Origin of the sequence: Micromonospora sp. NPDC050397, from assembly GCF_044901685.1 — a bacterium.
Lineage (GTDB): Bacteria > Actinomycetota > Actinomycetes > Mycobacteriales > Micromonosporaceae > Micromonospora_G.
Window position 1 is genome coordinate 150,796 of sequence record NZ_JBJDPS010000006.1, and the last position, 24,910, is coordinate 175,705.

Annotated in this window: 21 protein-coding genes and 1 tRNA gene; 13 read left to right on the forward strand and 9 right to left on the reverse strand. The window is 71.1% G+C overall.

Annotated features, from left to right (window positions below; genetic code table 11):
- The 4 genes from ACI2K4_RS21740 to nudC are packed head-to-tail and all read left to right on the forward strand — an operon-like array spanning nucleotide 1 to nucleotide 4,765.
- Nucleotides 1-1,179: an LLM class flavin-dependent oxidoreductase gene (locus tag ACI2K4_RS21740; protein ID WP_404513594.1), complete on the forward strand. Its 1,179-nt coding sequence runs from the start codon at nucleotides 1-3 to the stop codon at nucleotides 1,177-1,179.
- Between the two features lie 9 nt (nucleotides 1,180-1,188).
- Entirely contained in the window at nucleotides 1,189-2,499 is a 1,311-nt protein-coding gene (locus ACI2K4_RS21745; protein ID WP_404513596.1) for a M16 family metallopeptidase, read from the forward strand.
- A complete protein-coding gene (locus ACI2K4_RS21750; protein WP_404513598.1) occupies nucleotides 2,496-3,818 on the forward strand; it encodes a M16 family metallopeptidase in 1,323 nt (440 codons plus the stop codon). Before ACI2K4_RS21745 ends, ACI2K4_RS21750 begins: the two co-directional genes overlap by 4 nt.
- Complete coding sequence (nudC, locus tag ACI2K4_RS21755; RefSeq protein WP_404513600.1) at nucleotides 3,815-4,765, forward strand: NAD(+) diphosphatase; 951 nt, start codon at nucleotides 3,815-3,817, stop codon at nucleotides 4,763-4,765. Before ACI2K4_RS21750 ends, nudC begins: the two co-directional genes overlap by 4 nt.
- 162 nt (nucleotides 4,766-4,927) lie before the next feature.
- Here nudC and ACI2K4_RS21760 read toward each other — a convergent pair whose 3' ends face one another.
- The 3 genes from ACI2K4_RS21760 to ACI2K4_RS21770 all read right to left on the reverse strand — a co-directional run bounded on the left by ACI2K4_RS21760 (nucleotide 4,928) and on the right by ACI2K4_RS21770 (nucleotide 6,907).
- Nucleotides 4,928-5,236 carry a hypothetical protein gene (locus tag ACI2K4_RS21760; RefSeq protein WP_404513602.1) on the reverse strand — a complete coding sequence of 103 codons (309 nt, stop codon included), beginning with the start codon at nucleotides 5,234-5,236 and terminating at the stop codon, nucleotides 4,928-4,930.
- A gap of 398 nt (nucleotides 5,237-5,634) precedes the next feature.
- On the reverse strand, nucleotides 5,635-5,880 hold the full coding sequence (locus ACI2K4_RS21765; protein WP_404513604.1) for a DUF397 domain-containing protein: 246 nt from the start codon (nucleotides 5,878-5,880) through the stop codon (nucleotides 5,635-5,637).
- Nucleotides 5,881-5,950: 70 nt separating this feature from the next.
- Nucleotides 5,951-6,907, reverse strand: coding sequence for a helix-turn-helix domain-containing protein (locus ACI2K4_RS21770; protein ID WP_404514060.1), 957 nt, complete (start codon nucleotides 6,905-6,907; stop codon nucleotides 5,951-5,953).
- A gap of 658 nt (nucleotides 6,908-7,565) precedes the next feature.
- Here ACI2K4_RS21770 and ACI2K4_RS21775 point away from each other — a divergent pair.
- Entirely contained in the window at nucleotides 7,566-8,804 is a 1,239-nt protein-coding gene (locus tag ACI2K4_RS21775; protein WP_404513606.1) for an MFS transporter, read from the forward strand.
- A 118-nt stretch (nucleotides 8,805-8,922) separates the two neighbouring features.
- On the opposite strand, the gene ACI2K4_RS21780 is transcribed toward ACI2K4_RS21775, so the two are convergent.
- Nucleotides 8,923-9,171, reverse strand: coding sequence for a mycoredoxin (locus ACI2K4_RS21780; protein ID WP_404513608.1), 249 nt, complete (start codon nucleotides 9,169-9,171; stop codon nucleotides 8,923-8,925).
- Nucleotides 9,172-9,248: 77 nt separating this feature from the next.
- Here ACI2K4_RS21780 and ACI2K4_RS21785 point away from each other — a divergent pair, with 77 nt between their 5' ends.
- The 3 genes from ACI2K4_RS21785 to ACI2K4_RS21795 all read left to right on the forward strand — a co-directional run bounded on the left by ACI2K4_RS21785 (nucleotide 9,249) and on the right by ACI2K4_RS21795 (nucleotide 12,297).
- On the forward strand, nucleotides 9,249-11,417 hold the full coding sequence (locus ACI2K4_RS21785) for an ATP-dependent DNA helicase UvrD2 (RefSeq protein ID WP_404513610.1): 2,169 nt from the start codon (nucleotides 9,249-9,251) through the stop codon (nucleotides 11,415-11,417).
- Between the two features lie 125 nt (nucleotides 11,418-11,542).
- Nucleotides 11,543-11,797, forward strand: coding sequence for a hypothetical protein (locus tag ACI2K4_RS21790; RefSeq protein WP_404513612.1), 255 nt, complete (start codon nucleotides 11,543-11,545; stop codon nucleotides 11,795-11,797).
- A 134-nt stretch (nucleotides 11,798-11,931) separates the two neighbouring features.
- Nucleotides 11,932-12,297: a WhiB family transcriptional regulator gene (locus ACI2K4_RS21795; RefSeq protein WP_404513614.1), complete on the forward strand. Its 366-nt coding sequence runs from the start codon at nucleotides 11,932-11,934 to the stop codon at nucleotides 12,295-12,297.
- A gap of 403 nt (nucleotides 12,298-12,700) precedes the next feature.
- Here the strand turns inward: ACI2K4_RS21795 and ACI2K4_RS21800 are convergent, their stop codons facing one another.
- The 3 genes from ACI2K4_RS21800 to ACI2K4_RS21810 all read right to left on the reverse strand — a co-directional run bounded on the left by ACI2K4_RS21800 (nucleotide 12,701) and on the right by ACI2K4_RS21810 (nucleotide 15,648).
- A complete protein-coding gene (locus ACI2K4_RS21800) occupies nucleotides 12,701-14,077 on the reverse strand; it encodes an ABC1 kinase family protein (protein ID WP_404513616.1) in 1,377 nt (458 codons plus the stop codon).
- A gap of 77 nt (nucleotides 14,078-14,154) precedes the next feature.
- Complete coding sequence (locus tag ACI2K4_RS21805) at nucleotides 14,155-15,231, reverse strand: hypothetical protein (RefSeq protein ID WP_404513618.1); 1,077 nt, start codon at nucleotides 15,229-15,231, stop codon at nucleotides 14,155-14,157.
- Between the two features lie 249 nt (nucleotides 15,232-15,480).
- Complete coding sequence (locus ACI2K4_RS21810; RefSeq protein ID WP_199736319.1) at nucleotides 15,481-15,648, reverse strand: DUF5679 domain-containing protein; 168 nt, start codon at nucleotides 15,646-15,648, stop codon at nucleotides 15,481-15,483.
- A gap of 508 nt (nucleotides 15,649-16,156) precedes the next feature.
- On the opposite strand from ACI2K4_RS21810, the gene ACI2K4_RS21815 reads away from it, so the two are divergent.
- Both ACI2K4_RS21815 and ACI2K4_RS21820 read left to right on the forward strand, forming a co-directional pair.
- Nucleotides 16,157-16,684, forward strand: a complete 528-nt coding sequence (locus tag ACI2K4_RS21815) for a M48 family metallopeptidase (protein WP_404513620.1) — start codon at nucleotides 16,157-16,159, stop codon at nucleotides 16,682-16,684.
- Nucleotides 16,685-16,745: 61 nt separating this feature from the next.
- Nucleotides 16,746-17,348, forward strand: coding sequence for a hypothetical protein (locus ACI2K4_RS21820; RefSeq protein ID WP_404513622.1), 603 nt, complete (start codon nucleotides 16,746-16,748; stop codon nucleotides 17,346-17,348).
- A gap of 23 nt (nucleotides 17,349-17,371) precedes the next feature.
- Here ACI2K4_RS21820 and ACI2K4_RS21825 read toward each other — a convergent pair whose 3' ends face one another.
- Entirely contained in the window at nucleotides 17,372-18,610 is a 1,239-nt protein-coding gene (locus ACI2K4_RS21825; RefSeq protein ID WP_404514061.1) for a zinc-dependent metalloprotease, read from the reverse strand.
- Between the two features lie 181 nt (nucleotides 18,611-18,791).
- Here ACI2K4_RS21825 and ACI2K4_RS21830 point away from each other — a divergent pair, with 181 nt between their 5' ends.
- From ACI2K4_RS21830 to ACI2K4_RS21840, 3 genes are all read left to right on the forward strand, one after another.
- A complete protein-coding gene (locus tag ACI2K4_RS21830) occupies nucleotides 18,792-19,808 on the forward strand; it encodes a PDZ domain-containing protein (protein WP_404513624.1) in 1,017 nt (338 codons plus the stop codon).
- Nucleotides 19,809-19,953: 145 nt separating this feature from the next.
- A complete protein-coding gene (locus tag ACI2K4_RS21835) occupies nucleotides 19,954-22,980 on the forward strand; it encodes a UPF0182 family protein (RefSeq protein ID WP_404513626.1) in 3,027 nt (1,008 codons plus the stop codon).
- Nucleotides 22,981-23,162: 182 nt separating this feature from the next.
- Nucleotides 23,163-23,239, forward strand: a tRNA-Met gene (locus ACI2K4_RS21840).
- 737 nt (nucleotides 23,240-23,976) lie between these two features.
- On the opposite strand, the gene ACI2K4_RS21845 is transcribed toward ACI2K4_RS21840, so the two are convergent.
- Nucleotides 23,977-24,816, reverse strand: coding sequence for a hypothetical protein (locus ACI2K4_RS21845; protein ID WP_404513628.1), 840 nt, complete (start codon nucleotides 24,814-24,816; stop codon nucleotides 23,977-23,979).
- Between the last annotated feature and the right edge of the window lie 94 nt (nucleotides 24,817-24,910).

Sequence of the window (24,910 nt, forward strand, 5' to 3'; positions counted from 1 at the left end):
GTGGGACTCGGCCACGAGCGCGCCTCGGGCGCGGGAGGCGAGCAGACCGTGACCTTCCACTGGTTCCTTCCCACCTCCGGTGACGGCCACCAGGTCGGCGCCGCCACCGTACGCGCGGGAGCGGCCCGGCACGAGCGGGCGGCGACCGTGGACTATCTCGGTCAGGTGGCCAGGGCGGCCGAGGAGTCCGGCTTCGACGCCGCGCTGACGCCGGTCGGCTCCGGCTGCCCCGACCCCTGGATCGTCTGCAGCGCCGTGGCACAGCACACCGCCCGACTGCGGCTGCTGGTGGCGGTCCGGGCCGGATTCGCCCTACCGACCCTGCTCGCCCAGCAGGCCGAGGCGTTCCAGATGATCTCCGGCGGGCGGTTGGCGGTGAACATCGTCACCGGCGGCGATCCGGCCGAGCAGCGGGCGTACGGCGACTGGCTGGACCACGACGCCCGTTACGCCCGGACCGCCGAGTACCTGGAGGTGCTCCGCCTGGCCTGGTCCGGTGCCCCGTTCGACTACCGGGGCGAGCACTACCGGATCGAGCGTGGCGGCCTGCTCAGCCCGTTGGCCGAGGTGCCGCCGGTCTACTTCGGCGGGGCCTCGCCGGCCGCCGAGGCGGTGGCCGCCCGGTTCGCCGACGTCTACCTGATGTGGGGCGAGCCGCCGACGGCGATCGGTGAGCGGGTCGACCGGATCCGCCGGCTCGCCGCCGCGCACGGCCGGGCCATCCGGACCGGGCTGCGACTGCACGTCATCGCCCGGGAGAGCGCCGAGCAGGCGTGGGCCGAGGCGGACCGCCTGCTCGCCGGCATGGACCCGGACCGGATCGCCGCCGCGCAGGCCCGGTTCGCCCGGATGGACTCGGTCGGCCAGGCCCGGATGGCGGCCCTCAACGCCGGCACGACCAGCGGGTTGACCATCGCGCCGAACCTCTGGGCCGGTGTCGGCCTGGTACGGGAGGGCGCCGGTACGGCCCTGGTCGGCAGCTACGCCGAGGTGGCCGCCCGGCTCGACGAGTACGCCGCGCTCGGTGTCGACGAGTTCGTGCTCTCCGGTTGGCCGCACCTGGAGGAGGCGTACCGGGTGGGTCGTGAGGTGTTGTCGCTCACCCGAAGCGGTGCCGGCGCTGATCGGCGGCCGGCGGTCGGGGCAACGTCACCGCACGCGGGCCTGGGGACGCGCTAGGGTCGGGTCGTGGCGGCACGGAGATCAAAGATTCCAGCGACGAATTACCCGGTCGAGCGGTTCACCCTCGACAACGGCCTGAGGGTGGTGCTGACCCCGGACAGCAGTGCGCCGGTGGTCGGCGTGGCGGTCGTCTACGACGTGGGCATCCGCACGGAGCCCGAGGGTCGGACCGGCTTCGCCCACCTCTTCGAGCACCTGATGTTCCAGGGCTCGGCGAACCTGGAGAAGCTGGCCCACTTCAGGCACGTGCAGGGTTCCGGCGGCACCTTCAACGGCTCCACCCACCTCGACTACACCGACTACTTCGAGACGCTGCCGAGCAACGCCCTCGAACGCGCCCTCTTCCTGGAGGCCGACCGCATGCGCGGTCCACGGCTGACCGAGGAGAACCTGCGCAACCAGGTCGACGTGGTCAAGGAGGAGATCCGGGTCAACGTGCTGAACCGCCCGTACGGCGGTTTTCCCTGGCTGCGGCTGCCGCCGATCATGTTCGACACGTTCCCGAACGCGCACGACGGCTACGGCTCCTTCGACGACCTGGAGAGCGCGACCGTCGACGAGGCGGCCGACTTCTTCGACCGCTACTACGCCTGCGGCAACGCTGTGCTCGCGATCGGCGGCGACCTGGACGTGGCGCAGACCCGCGAACTGGTCGAGCGGCACTTCGGCTCGGTGTCGGCCCGGCCCGCACCGAGCCGGCCGTCCTTCGCCGAGCCCGACCTGACCGCCGAGCGACGACAGTCGTACCCGGACCGGCTCGCCCCGCTGCCCGCGGTCGCCAGCGCCTGGCGGGTGCCGGACCCGATCACCGACCTGACCGGCTACCTGGCGTACGTGGTGCTGGCCGAGGTGCTCACCGACGGTGAGGCGTCCCGGCTGGTCGAGCGGCTGGTGCTGCGCGACCGGTCGGTCACCAGCATCGGCGGCTACCTCGGGTTCATGGGCGAACCCTTCGGCGTACGCGACCCCACCGCCCTGCTGATGGAGGCACACCTGCCGCCCGGCGGTGACGTGGAGAAGGTGCTCCGTACGGTGGACGAGGAGACCGCCCGGCTGGCCACCGACGGGCTGGTCGACGGTGAACTGGCCCGGATCCAGGCCCGGATGGCCACCCACCTGCTGCGCGGCACCGACGCGGTGCTCGGCCGGACCCTCCAGATGGCCGTGCTGGAACAGCAGCGTGGCGCCCCCGAACTGCTCAACGACCTGCCCCGGCTGATCGGCGAGGTGACCGAGGAACAGGTCCGGGCCGCCGCGGCCACCCTGCGTCCGGACCGTCGTGCGGCCGTCGAGGTCATCCCCGGAGGAGCGAAGTGACTCTCACCCTGCCCGCGCTGGGGCCCACCCGGAAGCTCAAGGTGCCGACCGGGGCCGAGCGCAAGCTGGCCAACGGGCTCACCGTGATCGCCGTCCGCCGGCCCTCCGTACCCCTGGTCGAGCTGCGCCTCTGGGTGCCGTTCGGGCAGGCGCCGCTGGCCCGGGGCGTGCTGCTCTCGCAGACGATGCTCTCCGGCACCGGCACGATGTCCAACCTGGACATCGCCGCCGAGTTGCAGAAGGTGGGCGGCGGTCTGACCGCCGGTGCCGACCCGGACCGGTTGATGATCTCCGGTAACGGCCTGGTCACCGGCCTGGACCGGATTCTGGAACTGCTCGCCGAGGTGCTCACCGACGCGGCCTACCCGGCCGACGAGGTGGCCAACGAGCGGGAGCGGATGGTCGACCACATCCAGGTGGCGAAGAGCCAGCCGGCACACCTGGCCCGGGAGGCACTGCTGCGCCGGATGTACGGCAAGCACCCCTACGCGGTGCAGACTCCGGAACCGGAGCAGGTACGCGCGGTCCGGCCGGGCCAGTTGCGTACGCTGCACGGCGAACGGGTCCACCCGAGCGGCGCGGTCCTGGTCATCGTCGGTGACCTGAACCCGGACCGGGCGCTGGACGCGGCCGAGGCGACGCTGGGCGGCTGGAAGGGGGCGGGGCCGGCGCTCGAACTCCCCGCCGCGCCGCCGCTGACGCCCGGCCCGCTGCTGCTGGTCGACCGTCCGGAGTCGGTGCAGTCCTCGCTCCGGATCGCCCTGCCGGCGGTCCCGCGTACCCATCCGGACCACGCTCCGCTGCACCTGGCCAACCTGATCTTCGGCGGCTACTTCTCGTCCCGTTGGGTGGAGAACATCCGCGAGGACAAGGGCTACACGTACGGGCCGCACTCGGTGATCGAACACGGGGTGGCCGGCTCGGCGCTGATCGTCGCCGCCGACGTGGCCACCGAGGTGACCGGCCCGGCGCTGCTGGAGACCAGCTACGAGCTGGGGCGGCTGGCCTCGCTGCCGCCGAAGGAGGAGGAGCTGGAGCAGGCCCGCCAGTACGCCCTCGGCACCCTGCAACTGGGCATGTCGACGCAGGCCGGGCTGGCCGCGCTGGCGAGCGTCTACGCCGGGTTCGGGCTGCGGCTGGACTTTCTCGCGGAGCACTCGGCCCGCCTGGCACGGGCCACCCTGGAGGAGGTGGCCGAGGCGGCGGCGAAGTACCTGGCGCCGGCCCGGGCGGTCACCGTGGTGCTCGGTGACGCCGAGCGGATCGCCGGTCCACTCGGTGCGCTGACCCAGGTCGAGACCGCGGCACAGCCGTCGTGACCGGTCCCGCCGACGCCGACACCCCACCCCTGGCCCGTACCAGCCTGGACCGGGCGGCGCACCGGCGGACCGATCCGCAGTGGCTGGCACGGGCCTGGGAACGGGCCCGGTTGCTGGTGGTGGACATCGGTGGCGGTGGTCGGGCACTCGTCCGCACCACCGCCGACCGGCCCGAACTGCTGCTGCTGGACGCTTCGGAGTTGCCGGCGGACACCACCGGACGGCTCTTCCTCGGGGTGGAGCCGGACGGCACCCCGTACTTCGCGGTCGACGCGCCGTTGCCGGTGGTGCCCCAGACCCGGGCGGTCTCGCTGCGCGATGTCGGGCACCTGCTCAGCGACTCCGACGCCGGGCTCTTCACCACCGCGGTGGCGCTCGGCAACTGGCACACACGGCACGCGTACTCGTCAACCACCGGGTTGCCGACCACGGTGACCGACGCCGGGTGGACCCGGGTGGACGAGGACGGCAACCACGTCTGGCCGCGTACCGACCCGGCGATGATCGTGTTGGTGCACGACGGCAAGCCGGGACCGGACGGGCGGTGCCTGCTCGGCAACAACGCGGCCTGGCGGCCGCACCAGGGGGTACGCCGTTACTCCTGCCTCGCCGGTTACGTGGAGCCGGGCGAGTCGGCCGAGGCCGCGGTGCACCGGGAGGTGGCGGAGGAGGTCGGAGTCGGTCTGGACCACCTGGAGTACGCCGGCAGCCAGGCCTGGCCGTTCCCCGGTTCGCTGATGCTGGGCTTCCTGGCGCGGGCCGATCCGGCCCAACCGGTCCGGATCGATCCCGACGAGATCGCGCACGCCCGTTGGTTCACCCGGCGCGAGATCACCGACGTGCTCGCCGGCCGGCCGGTCGACGCCGACGAGGGGCACCGGGTGGGGCTGCCGCCCGCGTCGAGCATCGCCCTCTACCTGGTCCACCGGTGGCTCGACGAGTCCTGAGCGTCCGCCCTCCTGAGCGGCCTATCGGTGGGCTGGATTTGGACAAACCTTGGCTCGTGACCGTCGTTGCCGCGGCGGTCACGAGCCAAGATCATTTAGCCGTCGTCGCCGGCTGTGGCGTGGTGCACGGCGGGGGAGCCGGTCCGGCGTACGACGGTCGCTCTATGGGGTTGTGTCGGTCGGTGGCCGGTGGTCGACCGCCGCCCGTTCCGGCCACCGGTTCGGCGAGTGCTGCTCCGGGTCCCACAGGGGCAGGACCTTCACCCGTTGCCGCCCCGACCGCACGGCCCCGACGGTGGAGAGTGCGCGGGCCAGCACCAGGGCTGCGTCCCGGTTGTCCGCGCGGACTGTCTGGCGGCGGTGCTCGGGCGCGGTCTGCTCGTTGCGCAGGCAGCCCCCGTCGGCCCAGATCGCGGCCAGGTCGTCGTCGGCTGCGGTACGGATGTCGGTGCGAACGATCAGAAACCGCATGGGCGTCTCCGGGATCAACCGTGACGGATGATGATCGTGTAACTACGGTGTGGAGTCGGTTCGTGGAACTTCCACGTAGTCCCACACGCCATGTTACGCACCGAAGCGCCGCCGGCAAGTGATACGCGCTGATCGGTTTCGCGGGTCAGCCAAACGGGTGAAGGCTGCTCAGTGGTGGTGTCACAGTGGATCAACCTGCGGGAAACGGCACCGTCAGGGAGCGGAAAACGCGAAATCCGTTGTGGTGGAAGGTGACTGAGCGCTTCGGTCCACTCTGTTGTGGAACCACGGACGGTCCCGGTCACCGGCACCGCCGGGCCACCCGTCCGGCGTACCGTGGCGGGGTGGCCGGCGTCCGGCCCGGACCGATCCGACCAGCCGGGTGCGTGCGGTTCGGCTCAGTTCAGGTCGAACTCGCCGTCCTTGGCGCTCGAGATGAAGTCCAGCCACCGGGTGCGGGAAAAGACCAGGACCGGGCCGCCGCGGTCCTTGCTGTCGCGCAGCGCCACCGGCGCCCGGCCGTCGCCGAGCGGGGCGACCTCCACACAGTTCGAGGTCTGACTGCGTGAACTGGTACGCCAGGCGGCGCGGGCCAGGTGTTCGCCGAGCGGCTCGGGCACCGGGGACGTCCGGGCTGTCGTCATGGTCAGCTCCTGCCTGACTGGTGCAACGTGACGGGGGGCCGTCCCTCCAACGGCACCCGGCCCCGCGGGGTCACTGTCCGGTCAGGCGTTCGGTCCGTCGGCGCTGGACCGGCGGCGACGCCGGTGTCCGGGACGGCGCCGCGCGCCCCGGGTCGCCGTGTCCCCGGCCGGCCATCTCGGCCAGCCAGGACAGGGTGTCCTCCGGGCTCAGCGCCGCCGACTGGAGCCAGTCGAAGACCACCGTGTAGCGGTCGAGTTCGTCCCGGTCGTTGAGCACCTGGTTGGTGGAGTGGCCCTCGATCGCCAGCGTCTCCGGGTCCTGCGGATCGGCGAACCGGTAGAGCGAGAAGCCGGTGTGCGGCATGTACCAGTTCGCGATCCGCGCGTTGGTGGTCAGCACCTGGAGCGTCACGTTCGGCAGCGCGGCTAGCTTGCAGAGCTGGTTGAGCTGTGCGCGTACCACCTCCGGTGGACCGGCCCGCCGGCTCAGCGCGGCCTCCTCCAGCACCGCGGCGTAGCGCGGCGAGTCGTCCTCGCGCAGCAGTCGTTGCTGCCTTGCCATCCGGGCCTCGACCTCGATCTCCGGATCGTCCACGTCCGACTTCTCCGGGTCGCCGGAGTGGTTGCCCAACGGCCGGAAGGAGATGATCCGGGTACGCGCGTACTCCCTGGTCTGCAACAGTCCCGGTACGACGAACGGGCTGTACTCGCGGATGTCGGCGCAGCCGGCCTCCAACTCGGCGAAGCCGCGCTGCCGTGGCGTCATCGCCCGGTACGAGCGCAGCCAGCTCCGGACGTCGCCCGCCTCGCGGGTGATCGCCTCCAGTTGGTCGCGGAGTGGACCGGTGACGCCGTAGAGCTCCAACAGGTCCCGTACGTCACGCGGGTCGGGGCGACTGCGGCCGTTCTCCAGGCGGGAGAGTTTCGATGCCGAGGCCCAGCCGAGATGGTCGATGACCTGGTCGCCGGTGAGGCGGGCGGACTCGCGCAACCGGCGCAGTTCCAGGCCGAGCCGGCGTCGGCGCAGGTGCGGGCTCGGTGGTGTCGCCTTGGGCTGGGCCGGATTGGGTTGAGCTGGAGGCAACGGGTCCTCGCTCTCGATCGTGTCGTGCCCGGCGGTTGCCGGACATCGTGTCGAGCCCGGCGGTTGCCGGGCGATCGCCGTTTCAGACTGCCCCCCACGGTCAGTATGCCGCTCGTCGCACTCCGCCGACGAACCGGCCTCGGCGTGTCCCGGAAAGGATCTCTTTCCAAGGAAAGCTTTTGAAAGCTACGCTTCCGGCCATGCCGCAACCGGCCGTCCGGGAGACAGGAGATCCACGGACGCTGCGCGCGACGGCTCACCCGCTCCGGCCGCGCACCCATCAGGTCCTGCTCCACCCGGGGTACCGGGCGCGGCGAGACTGGCTGGCCAGCCGGCACGCGGAGCCTCCACAGTGGCGCTACGCCGGCCTGCTCACCCAGTTCGCCGGCAGGTGTACGGCCGCGCGGCTGGCCGAGACCGGAGCGGCCGTCACCGATCCGCTGGCCCCTCGACTGCCCAGCCCGACCGACCCCGAAGCCCGACCACTCGACGCGCGACCGGTCCGCTTCACCGCCTGGGGGCGTGTCGGCTCGACCACCCGAGCCGGCCACCGCCGACGACGGCTGACGCCGTCCCCCGTGCTCGAAGGGACCCCCTCGTCATGCGTGCCATCCTCCGCCGCCCCGATTTCCGTCTCCTCTTCGGAGGGCTCGTCGCCAGCATGGTCGCCGAGTCGATCCTGCTGCTCGCGCTCGCCATCTGGGTCAAGGACCTGACCGGATCGGACGGGATGGCCGGGGCGACGGTCTTCGCGATCGTGGCGCCGATGGCGCTCGCGCCGCTGGTCGGCTGGATGGTGGACCGGTTCCGACGACGTCCGTTCTTCATCGCCGTCAACCTCTGCACCGCCCTACTGCTCACCCCGCTCTACGCGGTCCGGGACCGGCACGACGTCTGGATCATCTACGCGGTGAGCGCGCTCTACGGGCTCTCGTACATCGCGCTCAGCGCCACGCTGATCGGGCTGATCAAGGAGATCGTCCCGGGTGACCTGCTGGCCGAGGCGAATGCCGCGTTGCAGACGGTCAAGCAGGGTCTGCGGCTGGTCGGCCCGCTCGCTGGCGCGGCGCTCTACGCCGGGTTCGGCGGCTGGGCCCTGGCCACGCTCGGGGCGCTGGGCTTCCTGCTCGCGGCCGGTTCGGTGAGCCGGATGCGGGTACGCGAGGCGCCGCCGAAGCCCGCTCAGCCGCGCTGGCTGGCCGAGATCGGCGCCGGGGTACGGCACATGCTCGGCGACCCGGCCCTGCGGCGGGGCGTGGTCGGCACCTCGCTCACCATGCTCGTACTGGGCTTCAGCGAGTCACTGATCTTCGCGTACGTCGACCAGGGGCTGGGGCACCAGCCCGCCTTCGTTGGTGTGCTGCTCACCGTGCAGGGCATCGGCGGACTGCTCGGCGGCCTCTCGTCGGCGAGCATCGTGGGGCGCCTCGGCGAGGTCGGAGCCCTGGCCACGGGGGTGGCCATCTTCGCGCCGGCGGTGCTCGCCCTGGTGCACCCGAGCCTGCTGCTCGGCTTCGTCGCGATGGTGATGGCCGGGTTCGCGCTGCCGATCGTGATCGTCTCGCTCAACACGCTGACCCAGCGCCGTACCCCGGTGTTGCTTGTGGGGCGGGTGGCGGCGGCATCCGAGGCCGTGGTCAGCGGGCCACAGTCGATCTCCATCGGGCTCGGGGCGGTGCTGGTCGGCGCGGTCGACTACCGGCTGCTCTTCGCCCTGATGGCGACCGCGATGCTGGTCGTGGCCCGCTACCTCTGGTTGGGGCGCCACCTGTCCGCGCCCCAACCAGCCCTGGCCCACGCCCTGCCGCTGGAGCCCGCCCCCGCCCGCCTCGCCCCCTGACCGGCGTCGATCATGAGGTTGTCGCATCCTCGACCGACGCTCCGGCGCGACAACTTCATGATCCACTTGCTGAAGGGCGGACGCGGGCGACCTTTGGGGCCGGGTGTGCGTGGGTGGGTCAGTTGGCGGGGGTGGGGGTGGTCAGTCGGGTCTTGACCTGGGTGATGGAGGGGTTGGTCAGGGCGGTGCCGTCGGGGAAGAGCACGGTCGGCACGGTGGCGTTGCCGCCGTTGACGCTCATCACGTACTCCGCCGCCTTCGGGTCCTGCTCGATGTCGACGACCTGGTAACTGATGCCCTCCCGATCGAACTGCGACTTGAGCCGGTGGCAGTAGCCGCACCAGGACGTCGAGTACATGGTCAGCATGATCAGGTCCTCCAGATGTTCGTCGATCGACAGGCTATCCGCTGTAACGCCGGCGCCGGCTGCGATGATTCCTAGCTGTGGCAGTTGACTCAAGCGCGGAACGGGTGCTGGCGGGGCTCGATCCGGAGCAGCGTGCCGCGGTGACGGCGGTGGCCGGTCCGGTCTGCATTCTCGCCGGCGCCGGCACCGGCAAGACCAGGGCGATCACGCACCGGATCGCCTACCGGGCGCTCTCCGGCGAGATCGCCGCCCGGCACGTGCTCGCGGTCACCTTCACCGCGCGGGCCGCCGCCGAGATGCGGGCCCGGCTGACCGCGCTCGGGGTCGGCGGGGTGCAGGCGCGGACGTTCCACGCGGCGGCGCTGCGGCAGGTCCGCTACTTCGCGCCCCGGCTGCTGGAGGGGCGGCCGATGCCGGAACTGCTGGACAGCAAGGTGCGGCTGGTGACGCTGGCCGCCGCCCGCTCCGGGATGCCGCGGACCGACCGGGCGGCGGCCCGGGACCTGGCCGGCGAGATCGAGTGGGCGAAGTCCTCGCTGGTCGAGCCGGCGGAGTACGTGGTGGCGGCGGCCAAGGCGCTGCGCGAGACACCGTACGACCCGGCCCGGGTGGCCGAGGTCTTCGCCGCGTACGAGCAGATCAAGCGGGCCAACGGGGTGATCGACTTCGAGGACATGCTCCGGGCGGCGGTCTGGGGGATCGAGGAGCACCCGGACGTCGCCGACCAGGTACGCGCCCAGTACCGGCACTTCGTGGTGGACGAGTACCAGGACGTCAACCCGCTCCAGCAGCGGCTGCTCGACGCCTGGCTCGGTGGCCGGGACGACCTGACCGTGGTCGGCGACGCCAGCCAGACCATCTACTCGTTCACCGGCGCGACCTCGGGCTACCTGGTCGACTTCCCCCGACGGCGCCGGGACGCAGTGGTGGTCCGCCTGGTTCGGGACTACCGCTCGACGCCGCAGGTGGTCGGGCTGGCGAACGCGGTCATCCGGCAGGCCCGGGGCACCGAGGCACAGCTACGGCTGGAGCTGGTCGGGCAGCGGCCACCGGGCGCCGAGCCGGATCTGCGGATCTTCCCGGACGAGCCGGCCGAGGCGGCGGCGGTCGCCTCCCGGTGCCGGCAGCTCATCGCCGCCGGTACGCCGGCCCGGGAGATCGCCGTGCTGTTCCGCACCAACGCGCAGTCCGAGGCGTACGAGAAGGCGCTGACCGAGGCGGAGGTGCCGTACCTGGTCCAGGGCGCCGAGCGGTTCTTCGAGCGGACCGAGGTGCGCCAGGCGATGCTCGCGCTGCGCTCCGCCGTACGGTCGACGCCGGCCGGGACGCCGCTGGTCGAGTCGGTGGTCGACGCGCTCTCCGCGGTTGGCTGGACCCGTGACCAACCGCCGCCCGGCGGCGCGGCCCGGGAGCGCTGGGAGGCGCTGGCCGCGCTGGTCCAGCTAGCCGAGGAGTACGCGAACAGCCCGAACCTGCTCCCCATCGGGGAGGGTGCGGTGGTGGAGCGGGCGGTGTCGCTGGCCGACTTCGGTGAGGAGTTGCAGCGGCGGGCCGCCCAGCAGCACGTGCCGACGGTGGACGGGGTCACGCTGGCGTCGCTGCACTCGGCGAAGGGGCTCGAGTGGGACGCCGTCTTCCTGGTGGGGCTCGCCGACGGCACCCTGCCGACCACGTACGCAAAAACGACCGAGCAGGTGGAGGAGGAGCGCCGACTGCTCTACGTCGGGGTGACCCGGGCCAGGGAGTGGCTCTGGCTGTCGTACGCCTCGGCCCGCTCGCCCGGTGGTCGACCCCGGCGGCCCAGCCGGTTCCTGCCGCAGCTCGAACGTTCCGGCGGTGGGGAACGGGCGACCGTGACCGCCACCGAGGGTCGGAAACCCGACCCGCGCCGTAACCGGGTGGTCTCCTGCCGGATCTGCGGCGCGACCCTGCTGGCCGGCGTGGACCGGAAGCTGGGGCGCTGCGCGGACTGCCCGTCCGACCGCGACGACGAACTGTACGAGCGCCTGCGCGACTGGCGCGCGCGAGTCGCCAGTGTCCAGAAAGTCCCCGCCTACGTGGTGTTCACCGACGCCACCCTGACCGCGCTGGCGGAGCGGCGACCGACGGCGCGCGACGGGTTGTTGGCGATCGCCGGGATCGGCCCCCGCAAGTTCGGCCTGTACGGCGAGGCGGTGCTCGCCCTCGTGGACGGCGCGACGGTGGACGAGCTGGCCCCGGAAAAAACTTCGGCAAACGAGCCGTAAAACCGTTTGCCCTCGCCCCAGGAAGAGGAATAGCCTCAAGGCACACCTCGCGAGCTGGGGCTTTAACCCTGCTCAAGAGGGGTGACGACATGTTGGTGACGAGTGTGGGACAGGAGGCGAGACCAGTGGAGATCTACCTGAACGAGCGACCGTCGGTCATGCCGACTGTGCTCACACCCGCGTCGACGGGCAGGACTCTGCTGTCCGTCTGCAACCCGTTGGTTCCACAGGCGCACCAGGCCCAGGTCCAGACCGAGCTGGTCCGGGCTGCCGTGTCCGCCGGAGCCAATGGCACGAGTGGCTTCACGGGCGAAGGCATCCGGCTGGGCAAGAAGCGGATGGATGTCCGCGGTGTTCCACCTCGAGGAAGGCCGGTCTGATCCACAGACCTCACCGGCTCACCTCGAGGCCGCGGAACCCGCTACCGGGATCCGCGGCCTCAGTTTTTGTTTCGCCACGAGTACTGGAAACAGCGATCCACGAGATCGAAGCGCGAGAGAGAGGTGACCGGGCGATGAGTCTGGCGTTGGCCCCCCTTGACTTGAGTGTCGAGTTGGAGGCGAATCTGCCCTGCCGGAAGTTCGACCCCGACCTGTGGTTCGCCGACTCGCCCACCGAGCTGGAACTCGCCAAGTCGCTCTGCGGGGACTGCCCGCTGCGCGTCGAGTGCCTGGCCGGTGCGGTGGATCGGGCGGAGCCCTGGGGCGTCTGGGGCGGCGAGATCTTCGAGCGTGGCGCGGTTGTCCCGCGCAAGCGGCCCCGGGGCCGTCCGCGCAAGGAGGACGTCGCGCGGGACGTGGCGTTGCGGGTCGAGGCCGAGGCGCGGTTGGCGGCCGACGGGCTGTCCGAGTCGCGCGGCGCGGTCCGGTTGGCGGCCTGACATGAACCCGATCGAGCTGTACGCCGGCACCGAGCCGGTACCGAACGTCTATCCGAACACCGTGATCAGAAATCCCCATGGAGTTGTAGAGATGTATCTCATCCACGAAGCGTTGTCCCGGGCCCGAATGCGACTGCCTCAGGCCGGTCGTAACACCACGCGCACTGAGGCAACCCGATCCGCCCGCGTCATCGCACTGGAGGCCCGCCGTCGGGCCGCCCGTGACCTGGGCTCCTTCTGACCGATCCAGCGGTCCCGCCCGATGACTCGGGCGGGACCACTGACTGACAACTCGCTGGTCGATGCCGACCAGCCCGTGCATCGGGGCGGGTCCGGCGTGAGTCTTCACGCCGGACCCGCCCCGTCACGTATCCGTCGGGCACCGCTCGCGGACCGGTGCGGGTCAGGCTGGCGGGGCGAACCCCGGCAGCCAACGCTCCACGATCGCGCGGTACGGCGCCTTTGCCTCGAGCTGGCTGAGAATTCCGATCGAGCCGAGCGTGACCCGGTGGATCAGCAGGTACGACGGCGGCAGGTTGAGCTGCCGGCTTAGCTGGTAGGCCGGCGACCTCGGGTTGGTCAGCCGTCCGGCCTCGACCCGCAGCCAGGCACGGGTGAACCGGAACTCCTCGACGGAGAGCGGCTCCAGCACCGGCATGATGAAGTCGAGCACCGCCTGGGCGTCGATCTCCTCGGTCGGCTTGATGAAGCCCTCACCGCGCAGGCCCGCCACCACCGCCTCGGCCTCGCCGGCCAGGGCCAGCCGGACCAGCCGACCGACCGGCTCGGGGTGGCCGCCGGGCAGTCGGGCCACCGCACCGAAGTCGATCACGCCGAGTCGGCCGTCCGGCAGCAGCCGGAAATTGCCCGGATGCGGGTCGGCGTGCAGCAGCCCGGCCCGACCCGGCGCGGAGAAGTGCAGGGTAGCGAGGTGACGCCCGGCCTGGTTGCGCTGTTCCTCGGTGCCGCTGGCGATGATCTGGGACATCGGGATGCCGTCGACCCAGTCGGTGACCAGCACCCGGGGGCTCGCCGCCACCACCTCGGGCACGAAGATCTCCGGATCGCCCGCGTACGCGGCGGCGAAGGCGCGCTGTGACTCCGCCTCCAGCTCGTAGTCGAGTTCCTCGCTGATCCGGTCGCGCAACTCGGCCAGCAGCGGCTTGATGTCCAGTCCGGGCTGGATGGCCCGGAACATGGTGCCGAGCCGGGAGAGTTGCTTGAGGTCGGCGAGCAGGGCGTCACCGGCGCCCGGGTACTGCACCTTGACCGCCACCGGCCGACCGGTGGCGCGGGCGGCCGCCTTCGTGCCCCGGCGACGGGTGCCGGCCGGGACGACCGGCGGACCGTTCCAGATCGCCTGGTGGACCTGCCCGATACTCGCCGCCGCGGCCGGTTTGTCATTGAATTCGAGGAAGTACGACTGCCAGTCCGGTCCGAGCTGCTCGGCCAGGACCTTGTGCACGCTCGCCACCGGCAGCGGCGGCGCCGCCTCCTGAAGCTTGGTCAGCGCCTGCCGGTACGGCGCCGCGATCTCCTCCGGCAGCGCCGCCTCGAACACCGAGAGCGCCTGGCCGAACTTCATCGCGCCGCCCTTGAGCTGCCCGAGCACGCTGAACAACTGTTCGGCCGTACGTTGCTGGATCTCGGCCGAGATCACCTCCGAGGCGAGCCCGGTGACGCGCTTTCCGACGCCGAGCACGGTCCGACCGGCGAAGCCGAGCGGCAGGGCGGCTAGCTTGGCGGTCCGGGAGACGGCCCGGCGTGGGATGTCGGTCACCAGATCATTGTTACCGACTTTCGGTGGTCGCGGCCGCCGTCGCCGGGTGGCCCCGGCCACGCCGACCCCGGTGTCCGCTATTGCGTCCGTTCGGAGCGCCGGCCGGGCCGCCGCGAGGAACAGCCACAGGCCGGGTGCGGCGGCCAGGTACGGCGCCGAAACCGCCCCGGTGTCCGGATCTCGACCGCCGCGCCGACGGTCTCCGGCGTACCGCCGTCGAGGAAGGTGAGCACCTCGCCGGCCGCGTACCCGACCGCCGCGATCAGCGTCGGTGTGCTGCACGCCTGGCCGGCCGGCTCGGCGGCGAGTTGGGCGGCGAGTTCGGGCCAACCCGGGTCCCGGTCCCGGCGGTGCAGGTCGCGACAGTTCAGACACGGGGTGCCCCGCGCCCCCACCAACGGCCCGACCACGGGTACGCCGTCGTGCAGGCTGAGCAGCAGGTGCGCCTGCCGGCGCTGGGCGTACCCGGCGGCGAGCAGGCTGGCCGGTCGATCGGTGCCGACCTGGATCACCAGGCTGGCCCGGCCCCGGCGGACCGGCCGGGTCTCGGTGCCGGGTGCGGTGCGGTTGATGGCGTCGGTGATCGCCTCGGCGCGGGGACGGTGCAGGTCGGCGGTGACCACACCACCGCCGACCACGTCGACCGGCTCCACCCGTCCGGCCAGGTCGGGATGGACGTGCCCGACGCCGGCCTGGGCCAGGGCGAGCGCGACCGGACCGGCGAGCCGCCCCTGACCGGTCACCACGACCCGGGCGGCGCGGCGTCGCCGCAGCAGTTGGGCCGGGGTGGCGGGGGCGTCCGGGCCGAGCAGGGCGATCGCGGTGGCCTCGCCGGCCAGTCGCCGCCGATCGGGTTCGGGCAGGTCGGCGGGGAGCAGCGACTGGGCCCCGACGACCAGGCCGGCGGCGCGCAGGGTGTCGATCAGCGTACGGGCGTCGTCCCGCTGGACCCGCAGCCGCACCGCCTGGTCCAGCACCATCCGCTCGCTGCGGGTGCCGTCGAGCAGGTCGAGCAGGCGGGCGGCGCCGGGATCGGCCAGCTCCAACAGGACGGCGTGCCGTGGATCGAGGCCGAGTTGCAGGGTGTGCGGGTCGCGCCAGAGCCGGGCCAGTCCCGGGAGCAGGGTGGGGCGGGGGAGTGCGGTCCGTGTCATGGATAACAGGCTGTCATCGTTGCCCAACGGTCGGTCGATCGTTATCCACAGGCGATGCCGGCCGTGCAGTGCACTATCCACAGGATCTGACCGGTTATCCACAACCAATCGGTAACTTGGTTGTACCGGGGACATGACGGCGCGTGTTCGGACCGCCACCACGGGCCCGCTGCCGGCTTGCGCCGGACAAGCGGGAAGGGGCGGCCACCCGGCCGCCCCTTCCCCGCGATGTGATTGCGTACGTGCCGATCAGACCTTGGCCTTGCCCAGGATCCGGTTGACCGTGGTGCCGCAGACTGGACATTTGCCCTTGGCCATGTTCATGCCCGTCTTGGACACCTCGACGTTGCCCTCGAAGTCGCGCTTTTCCTTGCACTTGACGCAGTACCCGTTGTAGGTCTGGGCCTTGTCGGCCACGGTGTCCTCCTCTTCCGTCGGGTCGCTCACCCGACGTCTGCCCGGCGGCGGGCCTGCCGAGGCCCCGGCGCTGGGGTTTCTTCCGCGATCACCACTGTGTGACCGCCGGTCCGCGGACCCTACCCAGGTGCGGGCGGTTCCATGTCGGCAATGCGTCGGCTCTGTGAGTAAGCCGACGACGAGAGTGTGCATGCCGGAATAGGTCGGATAAGTCAGTTTCGCAGGGACACGCCGGATGAACGCCTCCAGAACGGCATTCGGGGGGACCGGTGAACGGCTCCGAGGTTGATCGTTTACCGTGGAGTCGCCCGCCCGTAGTAGAGCGCCCCTAGGGCCGCCCGAGCCTTCGCAGACTCCGTCGGCGGGTCTCGCCAAATAATTTTTTCGGACGGTAGGCCGCTAACCGGGATTTTCCTGGCGCGGGTCGGTGGGTTGGCTCTTGCGGTCCCCTGGTCACTACGCATTAGTTTTCCTTCGTGAATGAAACCCGGGCTGTCGCGGGCCGGTAATGGCTGGGGCGCGCAAGCCGGTCGTCGAGGTACGGCGCAGTGTGCGTCGGCGCCGGACGGTGTCCGCCTACCGGGACGGCGAGCGGGTCGTGGTCCTCATCCCGGACCAGTTCTCCCGGGCCGAGGAGAGCGAGTGGGTCGACCGGATGCTCGCCCGGCTGGCCGCCCGGGAGGAACGCACCGGGCGCTCCGACGACGACCTGCTGATCCGGGCCCAGCGGCTGATCGACCGCTACCTGGCCGAGCACGGACGGGCGGCCGTACCGGCCAGCGTCCGGTGGGTGACCAACCAGAACGGGCGCTGGGGCTCCTGCACACCCGCCGACCGCACCATCCGGATCTCGCACCGGATCCAGGAGATGCCCGAGTGGGTGATCGACTACGTGTTGCTGCACGAGTTGGCGCACCTCGTGGTGCCGAGCCACAACGCCAGGTTCTGGGCACTGGTCGGCCGCTACCCCAAGACCGAGCGGGCCAGGGGCTACCTGGAGGGTGTGGCGGCGGCCGGGGTCAACCTGACCGACTGAGCCGCCGGATCGCCCGTACCGGGCCGGAGGCGTCGGCCGGCGGGCGGGCTAGATTCAGCGGATGGCCCGACGTCTGGTGGTAACGCTGCTGGGACCGACACACTGGGCGCCGCCCGGCACCGACCCCTCCCGCTGGCAGGCGGCCCTGGCCGAGGACGTGGTCGACCTGATCGCCACCCTCAGCGAGGTGGAACCCGCGATCGCGGCCGCCGCCGCCGAGCGTCCCCTGGCCGACGCCGTGGCCTGGCCGGGAATGCCGATCTACGACCTGCCGGTCCGTACCGTGGGAGCGGCCCTCGCCGCCGCGGCGGCCGACGGGTACGACCAGGCGGCGGTGATCGTCGCCGACGCACCCGACCTGCCCGGCCTGATCCTGGGCAAGCTGCTCCGCCCACTGGGCAGTCGACAGGTGGCGGTCGCCCCGGCGGGTCCCACCGGACCCGGGCTGCTCGGGCTCGCCGCCCGACTGCCCGCCCCGGACTGGCTGGCCGACGTCGACCTGGACACGACCGATGCCGCCGCGCTCCGTGCGGTCGCGCCAAATCCGGCCGAGGTGGCGGTCACACCCGGCTGGCGTCGCCTGCGCGGCCCGGCCGAACTGGCCACGCTCGACCCGGCGGTCGAGGGCTGGGACACCACCCGGACGCTCCTCTCCGCTCCCTGACGGCCCGGAGAGGAGCCCCGCGTCTAGCTCGGGTTCTTCTCCCCGGGCTGGTCCGGACCCTCGCCGGTCGGGCCGTCCCCGCCGTCGCGGTCGCCGCCCTTCGGGCCGCCGGGCTGGGTGAAGTCGAAACTGTCCAGCTCGTCGAGGTCGAGCTGGGCGCGGGCGAAGCCCTGCGGGTCGGCGAAGTCCTCGCCGGAGGGGAGCAGGTCCGGGTGCCCCCAGAGGGCGTCCCGGCCGGCGATGCCCCGGTGCTCGGTCAGCGCCGCCCAGAGCGCGGCGGCCTCCCGCAGCCGGCGCGGGCGCAGCTCCAGCCCCACCAGCGCGGCGAAGGTCTGTTCGGCCGGTCCGCCCGCCGCCCGGCGCCGGCGGAACGCCTCGGCGAGCTTGACCACGTTCGGCAGCCGCTCCGCCGCCGCGCTGTCGACGACGTGGCAGACCCAGCCCTCGATCAGGGCCAGGGCGGTTTCCAGCCGGGCCAGCGACGCCTTCTGCGCCGGGGTGTCCTCCGGCGTGAAGATGCCCTCCAGGGCGAGCGCCTGCATCGACTCGGGATTGGTCGGGTCGACCCGGCCCATCGCCTCCTCGATCGCCTCCCGGTTCACCGTGATGCCCGCGGCGTACATCTCGACGGCGGTGAGCACGTGCCCGCGCAGCCACGGCACGTGTCCGAAGAGCCGCTGGTGGGCCGCCTCGCGCAGGGCCACGTAGAGGCGGACCTCGTCCTCGGGCAGTTCGAGGCCGGTGCCGTACTCCCGGATGTTGGCCGGGACGAGCGCGGCGGTGCCGGCGGGACCGAGCGGTAGCCCGATGTCCCCGGCCGAGAGCACCTCGGCGGCGAGCGAGCCCAGGGCCTGGCCGAGCTGGCCGCCGAAGAGGGCCCCGCCGAGGCTGGCGACCATCGACTGCATCGCCCCGAGCTGGGCACGGGCCTCCGGCGGAACCAGGTCACCCATGGCGGTGACCATCCGGCCGGCGACCGGGTCACAGAGCTTGCGCCAGACGTCGAGGGTCCGGTAGATCCACTCGTTTCGGTTCCAGGCCACCGAGGTCTGGATCCCGGAGGGCAGCGCCGAGCTGGGCTCCAGCCACAGGTCGGCGAGGCGCAGCGCCTCCTCCACGGCGTGTCGCTCGAACGGGGTGACCGCCGGGTCTCCGGTCGAGCTGAGCTGGCTGGCCGCCACCTGGCGGGCCAGGTCCCAGTTGACCGGGCCGCTGCCCGGGGCGGCGAGCAGTTGCTGCAGTTGCGCCATGAACTGCTGCATCTGCTGTGGGTCGTTGGGATCGGGCGGCTGACCACCCGGGAGCGCGAAGCCGAACGGAATATCAGGCACCCGTCCACGGTACGCGCGAGCGAGCGCGGAATGCCGGTCCGGGAGTTGCGCTCAGGGAGAACTAGGGGTTCGACCGGCGGACCCCCGGGGGTGGCTCGGTACGCTCTGGCCCATGAGACGTCGCGGGGTCACAGTCCTGCTCGGTGCGCTGCTCACCGCCCTGCTCAGCCTCGGCGTGATCGGGACGCCGATCCCGTACGTGGTGCTCGGCCCCGGCCCCACCGTGAACACGCTGGGTTCCGAGGACGGCAAGGAGGTGATCAAGGTGTCCGGACGGGAGACCTCCACCTCGGCCGGGCAGTTGCGGCTCACCACGGTCGGTGTCCAGCCGGACGTGCGGCTGCTCTCGGCGATCTCCGGCTGGCTCTCCGACTCGGAGGCGGTGGTGCCGCGCGAGCTGATCTACCCGCCGGGGCAGACCCAGCAGCAGGTCGACGAGCGCAACGCCGAGGAGTTCACCGCCTCGCAGACCAGCGCCGAGACCGCCGCGCTCACCGAGCTGGGCTTCCCGGTGCAGGTGACGGTCAAGACGGTCACCGCGGGTGGGCCGTCGGTCGACCGGCTCAAGCCCGACGACGTGATCACGTCGGTCGACGGGCAGCCGGTCCCCACCGCCAACAAGCTCACCGAGCTGGTCCGGGCCCGCCCGGCCGGCACCGCGCTCAACATCGCCTTCGTACGCGCGGGGGTGCCCGGGACGATCAGCGTCACCACGACGGCGGCCAGCGGGCAGCCGCCCCGGATCGGGGTGGAGATCGAGCAGCGGCAGCCGCACCCGTTCGAACTCGACATCGACCTGAACGACATCGGTGGACCGAGCGCCGGGCTGATGTTCACCCTGGGCATCATCGACAAGCTCACCACGGACGACCTGACCGGCGGAAAGATCATCGCGGGCACCGGGACGATCGACGACGAGGGCAACGTGGGGCCGATCGGCGGCATCCCGCAGAAGCTGGTCGGGGCGAAACACGCCGACGCGGTGGCGTTCCTGGTGCCGGCCGACAACTGCGCCGAGGCGGTCCGCAACCCGCAGCCGGACCTGCCGCTCTACCGGGTGGCCACGCTCAAGGACGCACTGAACGCGTTGACCCTGCTACGCACCGGAGGCCAGCCGCCGCGCTGCTGAGTGGCTGGCGACCAGGTCACCGGGAGGTCGACGAACACGCTGTTGACCCGACGTGTTCACCTTGGGCTCATCCCGCTCAGGTGGACCCCGTACTCTGGGTGGCCTGGTCGGAGCCGATCACCGTGGAGCGGAGCCAACAGTGGTCATGCGTAGCAGTCCCCTACCGAGAATGAGTCGCCGTGGCCGGGTCACGGTGGGCGTACTGGTCGGGGTGTTCCTGCTGTTCACCCTCCTGGGCTGGGGGGTCCAGGCCTGGACCGACTGGCTCTGGTTCGACGAGGTGAACTTCACCCAGGTCTTCACCGACGTCCTGGTCACCCGGATCCTGCTCTTCGCCGCGGTCGGGGTGGCGATGGCCCTGCTGGTCGGCGGCAACCTCTGGCTGGCCTACCGGCTCCGTCCGGTGCTGCGCCCGCACTCGGCCGAGCAGGCCACGCTGGAGCGCTACCGGATGGTCCTGGCGCCCCGGATCGGGAGCTGGATCAGCGCGCTCGCGGTGATCGTCGGCCTCTTCGCCGGCCTCAGCGCGCAGAGCCGCTGGAGCCAGTGGTTGCTCTTCCGCAACGGCGGCAGCTTCGGGGTCAAGGACCCCGAGTTCGGCATCGACATCGGCTTCTACGTCTTCCAGTTCCCGTTCTGGCGCTACCTGCTCGGGGTCGGCTTCACCGCCGTGGTCCTCTCGGTGATCGGCGCGCTCGCCGTGCACTACGTCTTCGGCGGGGTGCGGTTGCAGGGCGTGGGGGACCGGATGACCAACGCCGCGCGGGCCCACCTGACCACCCTGGTCGCGGTCTTCGTCCTGCTCAAGGCGGTCGCGTACGTGCTCGACCGGCGGGCGATGCTGCTCGAGTTCAACGAGAGCGTCAACACCTACGGCGCCGGTTACGCCGACATCAACGCGCTGCTGCCGGCGAAGGAGATCCTGGCCTACATCTCGGTGGTGGTGGCGATCGCGATCATCGTGTTCTCGAACGCGGTGATGCGCAACCTGGTCTGGCCGGGCATCTCGCTGGCCCTGCTCGGCATCTCCGCGGTGGCGATCGGCGGGATCTACCCGTGGGCGGTGCAGACCTTCGAGGTCAAGCCGAGCCTCAAGGACAAGGAATCGCAGTACATCCAGCGCAGCATCGAGGCGACCCGGGCCTCCTTCGGGCTGGCCGGCACCCAGACCGCCCCGTACGGCGCGGGCAACCTGAAGCCGCCGGCCACGCTCGCCACCGACACCTCGGTGGTGCCGAACATCCGGCTGCTCGACCCGCAACTGATCTCCGAGACGTACACCCAGTTGCAGCAGGTGCGTGGCTTCTACGACTTCGGTCCCAAGCTCGACATCGACCGCTACACGGTGAACGGCGCCACCCAGGACTACGTGGTTGGCATGCGGGAGATCAACTACGGTGAGCTGACCACCCAGCAGAGCAACTGGATCAACCGCCACACCGTCTTCACCCACGGGTACGGCCTGGTCAGCGCCCCGGCGAACCAGGTGGTCTGCGGTGGGCAGCCGTTCTTCGTCTCCGGCTTCCTCGGCGACCAGGCGCAGCAGACCTGTTCGTCGTCGACCGAGCAGATTCCGGCCGAGCAGCCGCGGATCTACTACGGCGAGCAGATGGACGACAGCGACTACGCGATCGTCGGCCAGACCGACGAGAACCGTCACGTCGAGTTCGACCGGCCCACCGGCGGCGACGCCGAGGGCAGCGGCGGACAGACCTCCTACACCTACACCGGCACCGGCGGGGTGGAGATCGGCTCGTTCACCCGCAAGCTGCTCTACGCGATCAAGGAGCAGGAGAGCAACTTCCTGCTCTCCGCCGCGGTCAACGACAACTCCAAGCTGCTCTACGTGCGTAACCCGCGGGAGCGGGTGGAGAAGGTCGCCCCGTTCCTGACCCTGGACGGCGACCCGTACCCGGCGCTGATCGGTGGACGGATCCAGTGGATCATCGACGGCTACACCACCGCCGCCACCTACCCGTACGCGGAGCAGGTGAACCTCCAGACCGAGACGGCCGACGAGCTGACCGGCCGGGGCACGTTCCAACTCGCCCGGGAGAACGTCAACTACATTCGCAACTCGGTGAAGGCGACGGTCGACGCGTACGACGGCACGGTCAAGCTCTTCGAGTTCGACGAGGGCGACCCGGTGCTCAAGGCGTGGAACAAGGCGTTCGGCGGTGACCTGGTGGTGCCGAAGTCGCAGATCCCGGCCGACCTCGCGGCCCACTTCCGCTACCCCGCCGACCTGTTCAAGGTGCAGCGGAACCTGCTGGCGAAGTTCCACGTCACCGACCCGTCGGAGTTCTTCTCCGGGCAGGACTTCTGGGAGGTCCCGAACGTTCCGGACGCCCCGGACACCGGGCAGCGGCAGCCCCCGTACTACCTTTTCACGCAGCTCCCCGGGCAGGATTCGCCCCGGTTCCAGCTCACCTCGGCGGTGACCCCGGCGAGCCGGCAGAACCTGGCCGCGCTGATCTCCGGCTCGTACGTGAACGGGCAGCCGCAGTTGCAGGTGCTGGAGTTGCCGGACCAGACCGCCGTCTCCGGGCCGGTGCAGGTGCACCAGAAGATGACCAACAACGCGGCGATCCGGCAGGAGCTCAACCTGCTCTCGTCGAACCAGGCCCAGGTGCAGTACGGCAACCTGCTCTCGCTGCCGTTCGGCGACGGCATGCTCTACGTCGAGCCGGTGTACGTGAAGAGCAACCAGCAGAACGCGTACCCGCTGTTGCAACGGGTGCTGCTCTCCTACGGCGACGGCGGCGAGTACGTGGTGCTCGCCAACAACCTCCAGGACGGCATCAAGCAGCTCGTCGAGCAGGGCAAGGCGGCCGGTGCCAACCAGCCGCCGGGTGGCACGCCACCCGCGCCACCGGGTGACAACCCGCCTTCCTCGCCGAGCCCGGGGGCGACGCCGAGCGCGCCACCCGCGCTCACCGGGGAACTGGCCGCCGCCGCCCAGAAGGTCCAGTCGGCGATCGCCGAGGTGGAGGCCGCGCAGGCGTCGGGTGACGTCGAGCGGTGGGGTAGGTCGCTCAAGACGCTGGACGCGGCGCTGACCGAGTTCCAGGCGGCCCAGCGGGCGGCCGGGGTGCCGGGTTCGACGCCGACCGGCTCGACACCGTCGCCTACGGTCACGCCGGGTGCGCCGCCGGCCACGCCAAGCGGCTGATCGTCGGCAGATAGCAGATAAAGCGGCCCGGCGGGCCGGAACGGAGAAATTCCTTCCGGCCCGCCGGGCCGTTCGGCTTTTCCTATCTGTTCAACAAAGCTCCTGGTCAGCGTCGTACTTCGGGGGTTGTGGCGGCTCGTTTTGCGGGTACGTGCGCGAGTGCGCTAGTGTTAACGAGCCGACGCGGGGTGGAGCAGCTCGGTAGCTCGCTGGGCTCATAACCCAGAGGTCGCAGGTTCAAATCCTGTCCCCGCTACCACAGAAACACCAGGTCAGAGCCCGTCCCCGATTTTCAGGGGACGGGCTCTTGATCTCTATTCCGGGCACAGTCCGGGCACACGAAACACCACCAGGCAACACGGGATAGCAGACTGTCGATCTTTGCTGTATCGGTCGTCGGATCGACGTCGAGCCTTCTCTATCTCTGGGGGGACGCTGGTGTTCCGTCCAGGGTCATCCCTGAAGCAAGGTCATCGATCCCACGTCGACGACCGCCCGAGCCTGCCGGCCTATGGTCCGGCTGCCTTGTGGTCGAGCAGGCGGTCGGCGGGCCCGCCCCGGCAGCGTGGCGGACGCCGCGGCCATCCCGCTCGCTGATCTCGGCGCCGGCGGCCCGTGGCAGTCCGTCACGTCGGGTGAGGGGTACGAGCGCGGCGGGGGTTGGGCGTTCGGTGGCGGCAGCGGCCAGGGAGCCGGCTCGACGGATCCGGTTCCACGTCGGTGTGCGGCGGGCGTCGGGGGCGAGACCGTGGCGCAAGGCTTGCCGGTGGACCGCGTGCAGCATGGTGTCGTAGTCGCGCGGGGTACCCGTGCGGCCCTCGACGTACTGGTGGAGAACGGCGACCCCGACCTCGGCCACCGTGTACCCGCTGCCCCAGCCGCTGCCGGTGGCACTCAGCCTCGCAGCACCACCGGCAGCGAGTCGACGCTGACCGTGCGGAAACGTCGCGGCGGGCTGTGCCGGACGACCGCTGTAGCTGGCGCTCGAAGCGACTATTACCCGAATCCCAGCGCCTCGCGGAGCTGCCGGACCGCTGTCTCCGCGTGAGCGAAGGGGTATCGGAGCCGCAGGAAGCGTGGGGCCGTCGGCAGGTTCGGGGGCATTCGGGGCTCGGGCTCCAGACCTAGCCAGCGGGCTCGTACCGGAAGTACGTGCCCGCGCGTCAGCTCCTCAGCCGTCGCGGCATCAAGGTCGACACAGCTGACCTCTAAGGCGGACGACGAGACATCCGGCAGGACGATCGCCACCAGCGGCAAGGGATCCCGGGCGACCCGGTCGGCCGCACCGTCGAAGTACCGTGCCACGGAGATCATCTCTTTCGACCCGGTCGCCGGGTCCAGGATGATGCGGATCGGGTCTGTCCAGCCCTGCACCTCGGTACGGCCGTCGAACGACCATGCGTTGACTCGATCGTTGCTGACAAGTCGGGCGCCTGCGGCGACGGCCGCGAGTGCCGTCGTTGTCTTCCCTGCGCCCTTGTCGCCGATCACCGCGACGGCGTGGCCGCCGAACCCGATCGCCGACGCGTGCAGGGTCAAGGCACCGTCAGCCTCGAAGGTGGTCGCGGCCAGCTGCTTGATGACACGGATCGTGTCGAGGATCCCGCGGTCGAGATCGTCGTTGAGTACGCCGACCCGCTGGCCTACCACCACGAAATGGGATCCGGTGTGCGGGTTCACGACCAGGCGATCCACCCCCCAGGCCGGGAAGTAACGCACCCCTTCGTTGAGGTCGGGTACGAAGGAGTCCGACGACTGGTACAGCTGCACGGGCTGCTGTGGCAGCGCTGCGACCGCCGTGGGTTCCACCTCGCCGTGCACGAGTTCCAGTTGCACCTGATGAGGAGCAGGCGACGCGGCGGCAAGCTGGGGCCAGAAGTAGTCCGCGACGGAGTCATGGAGTCCAGCGGGGCCACGGAGCGCGAACTCC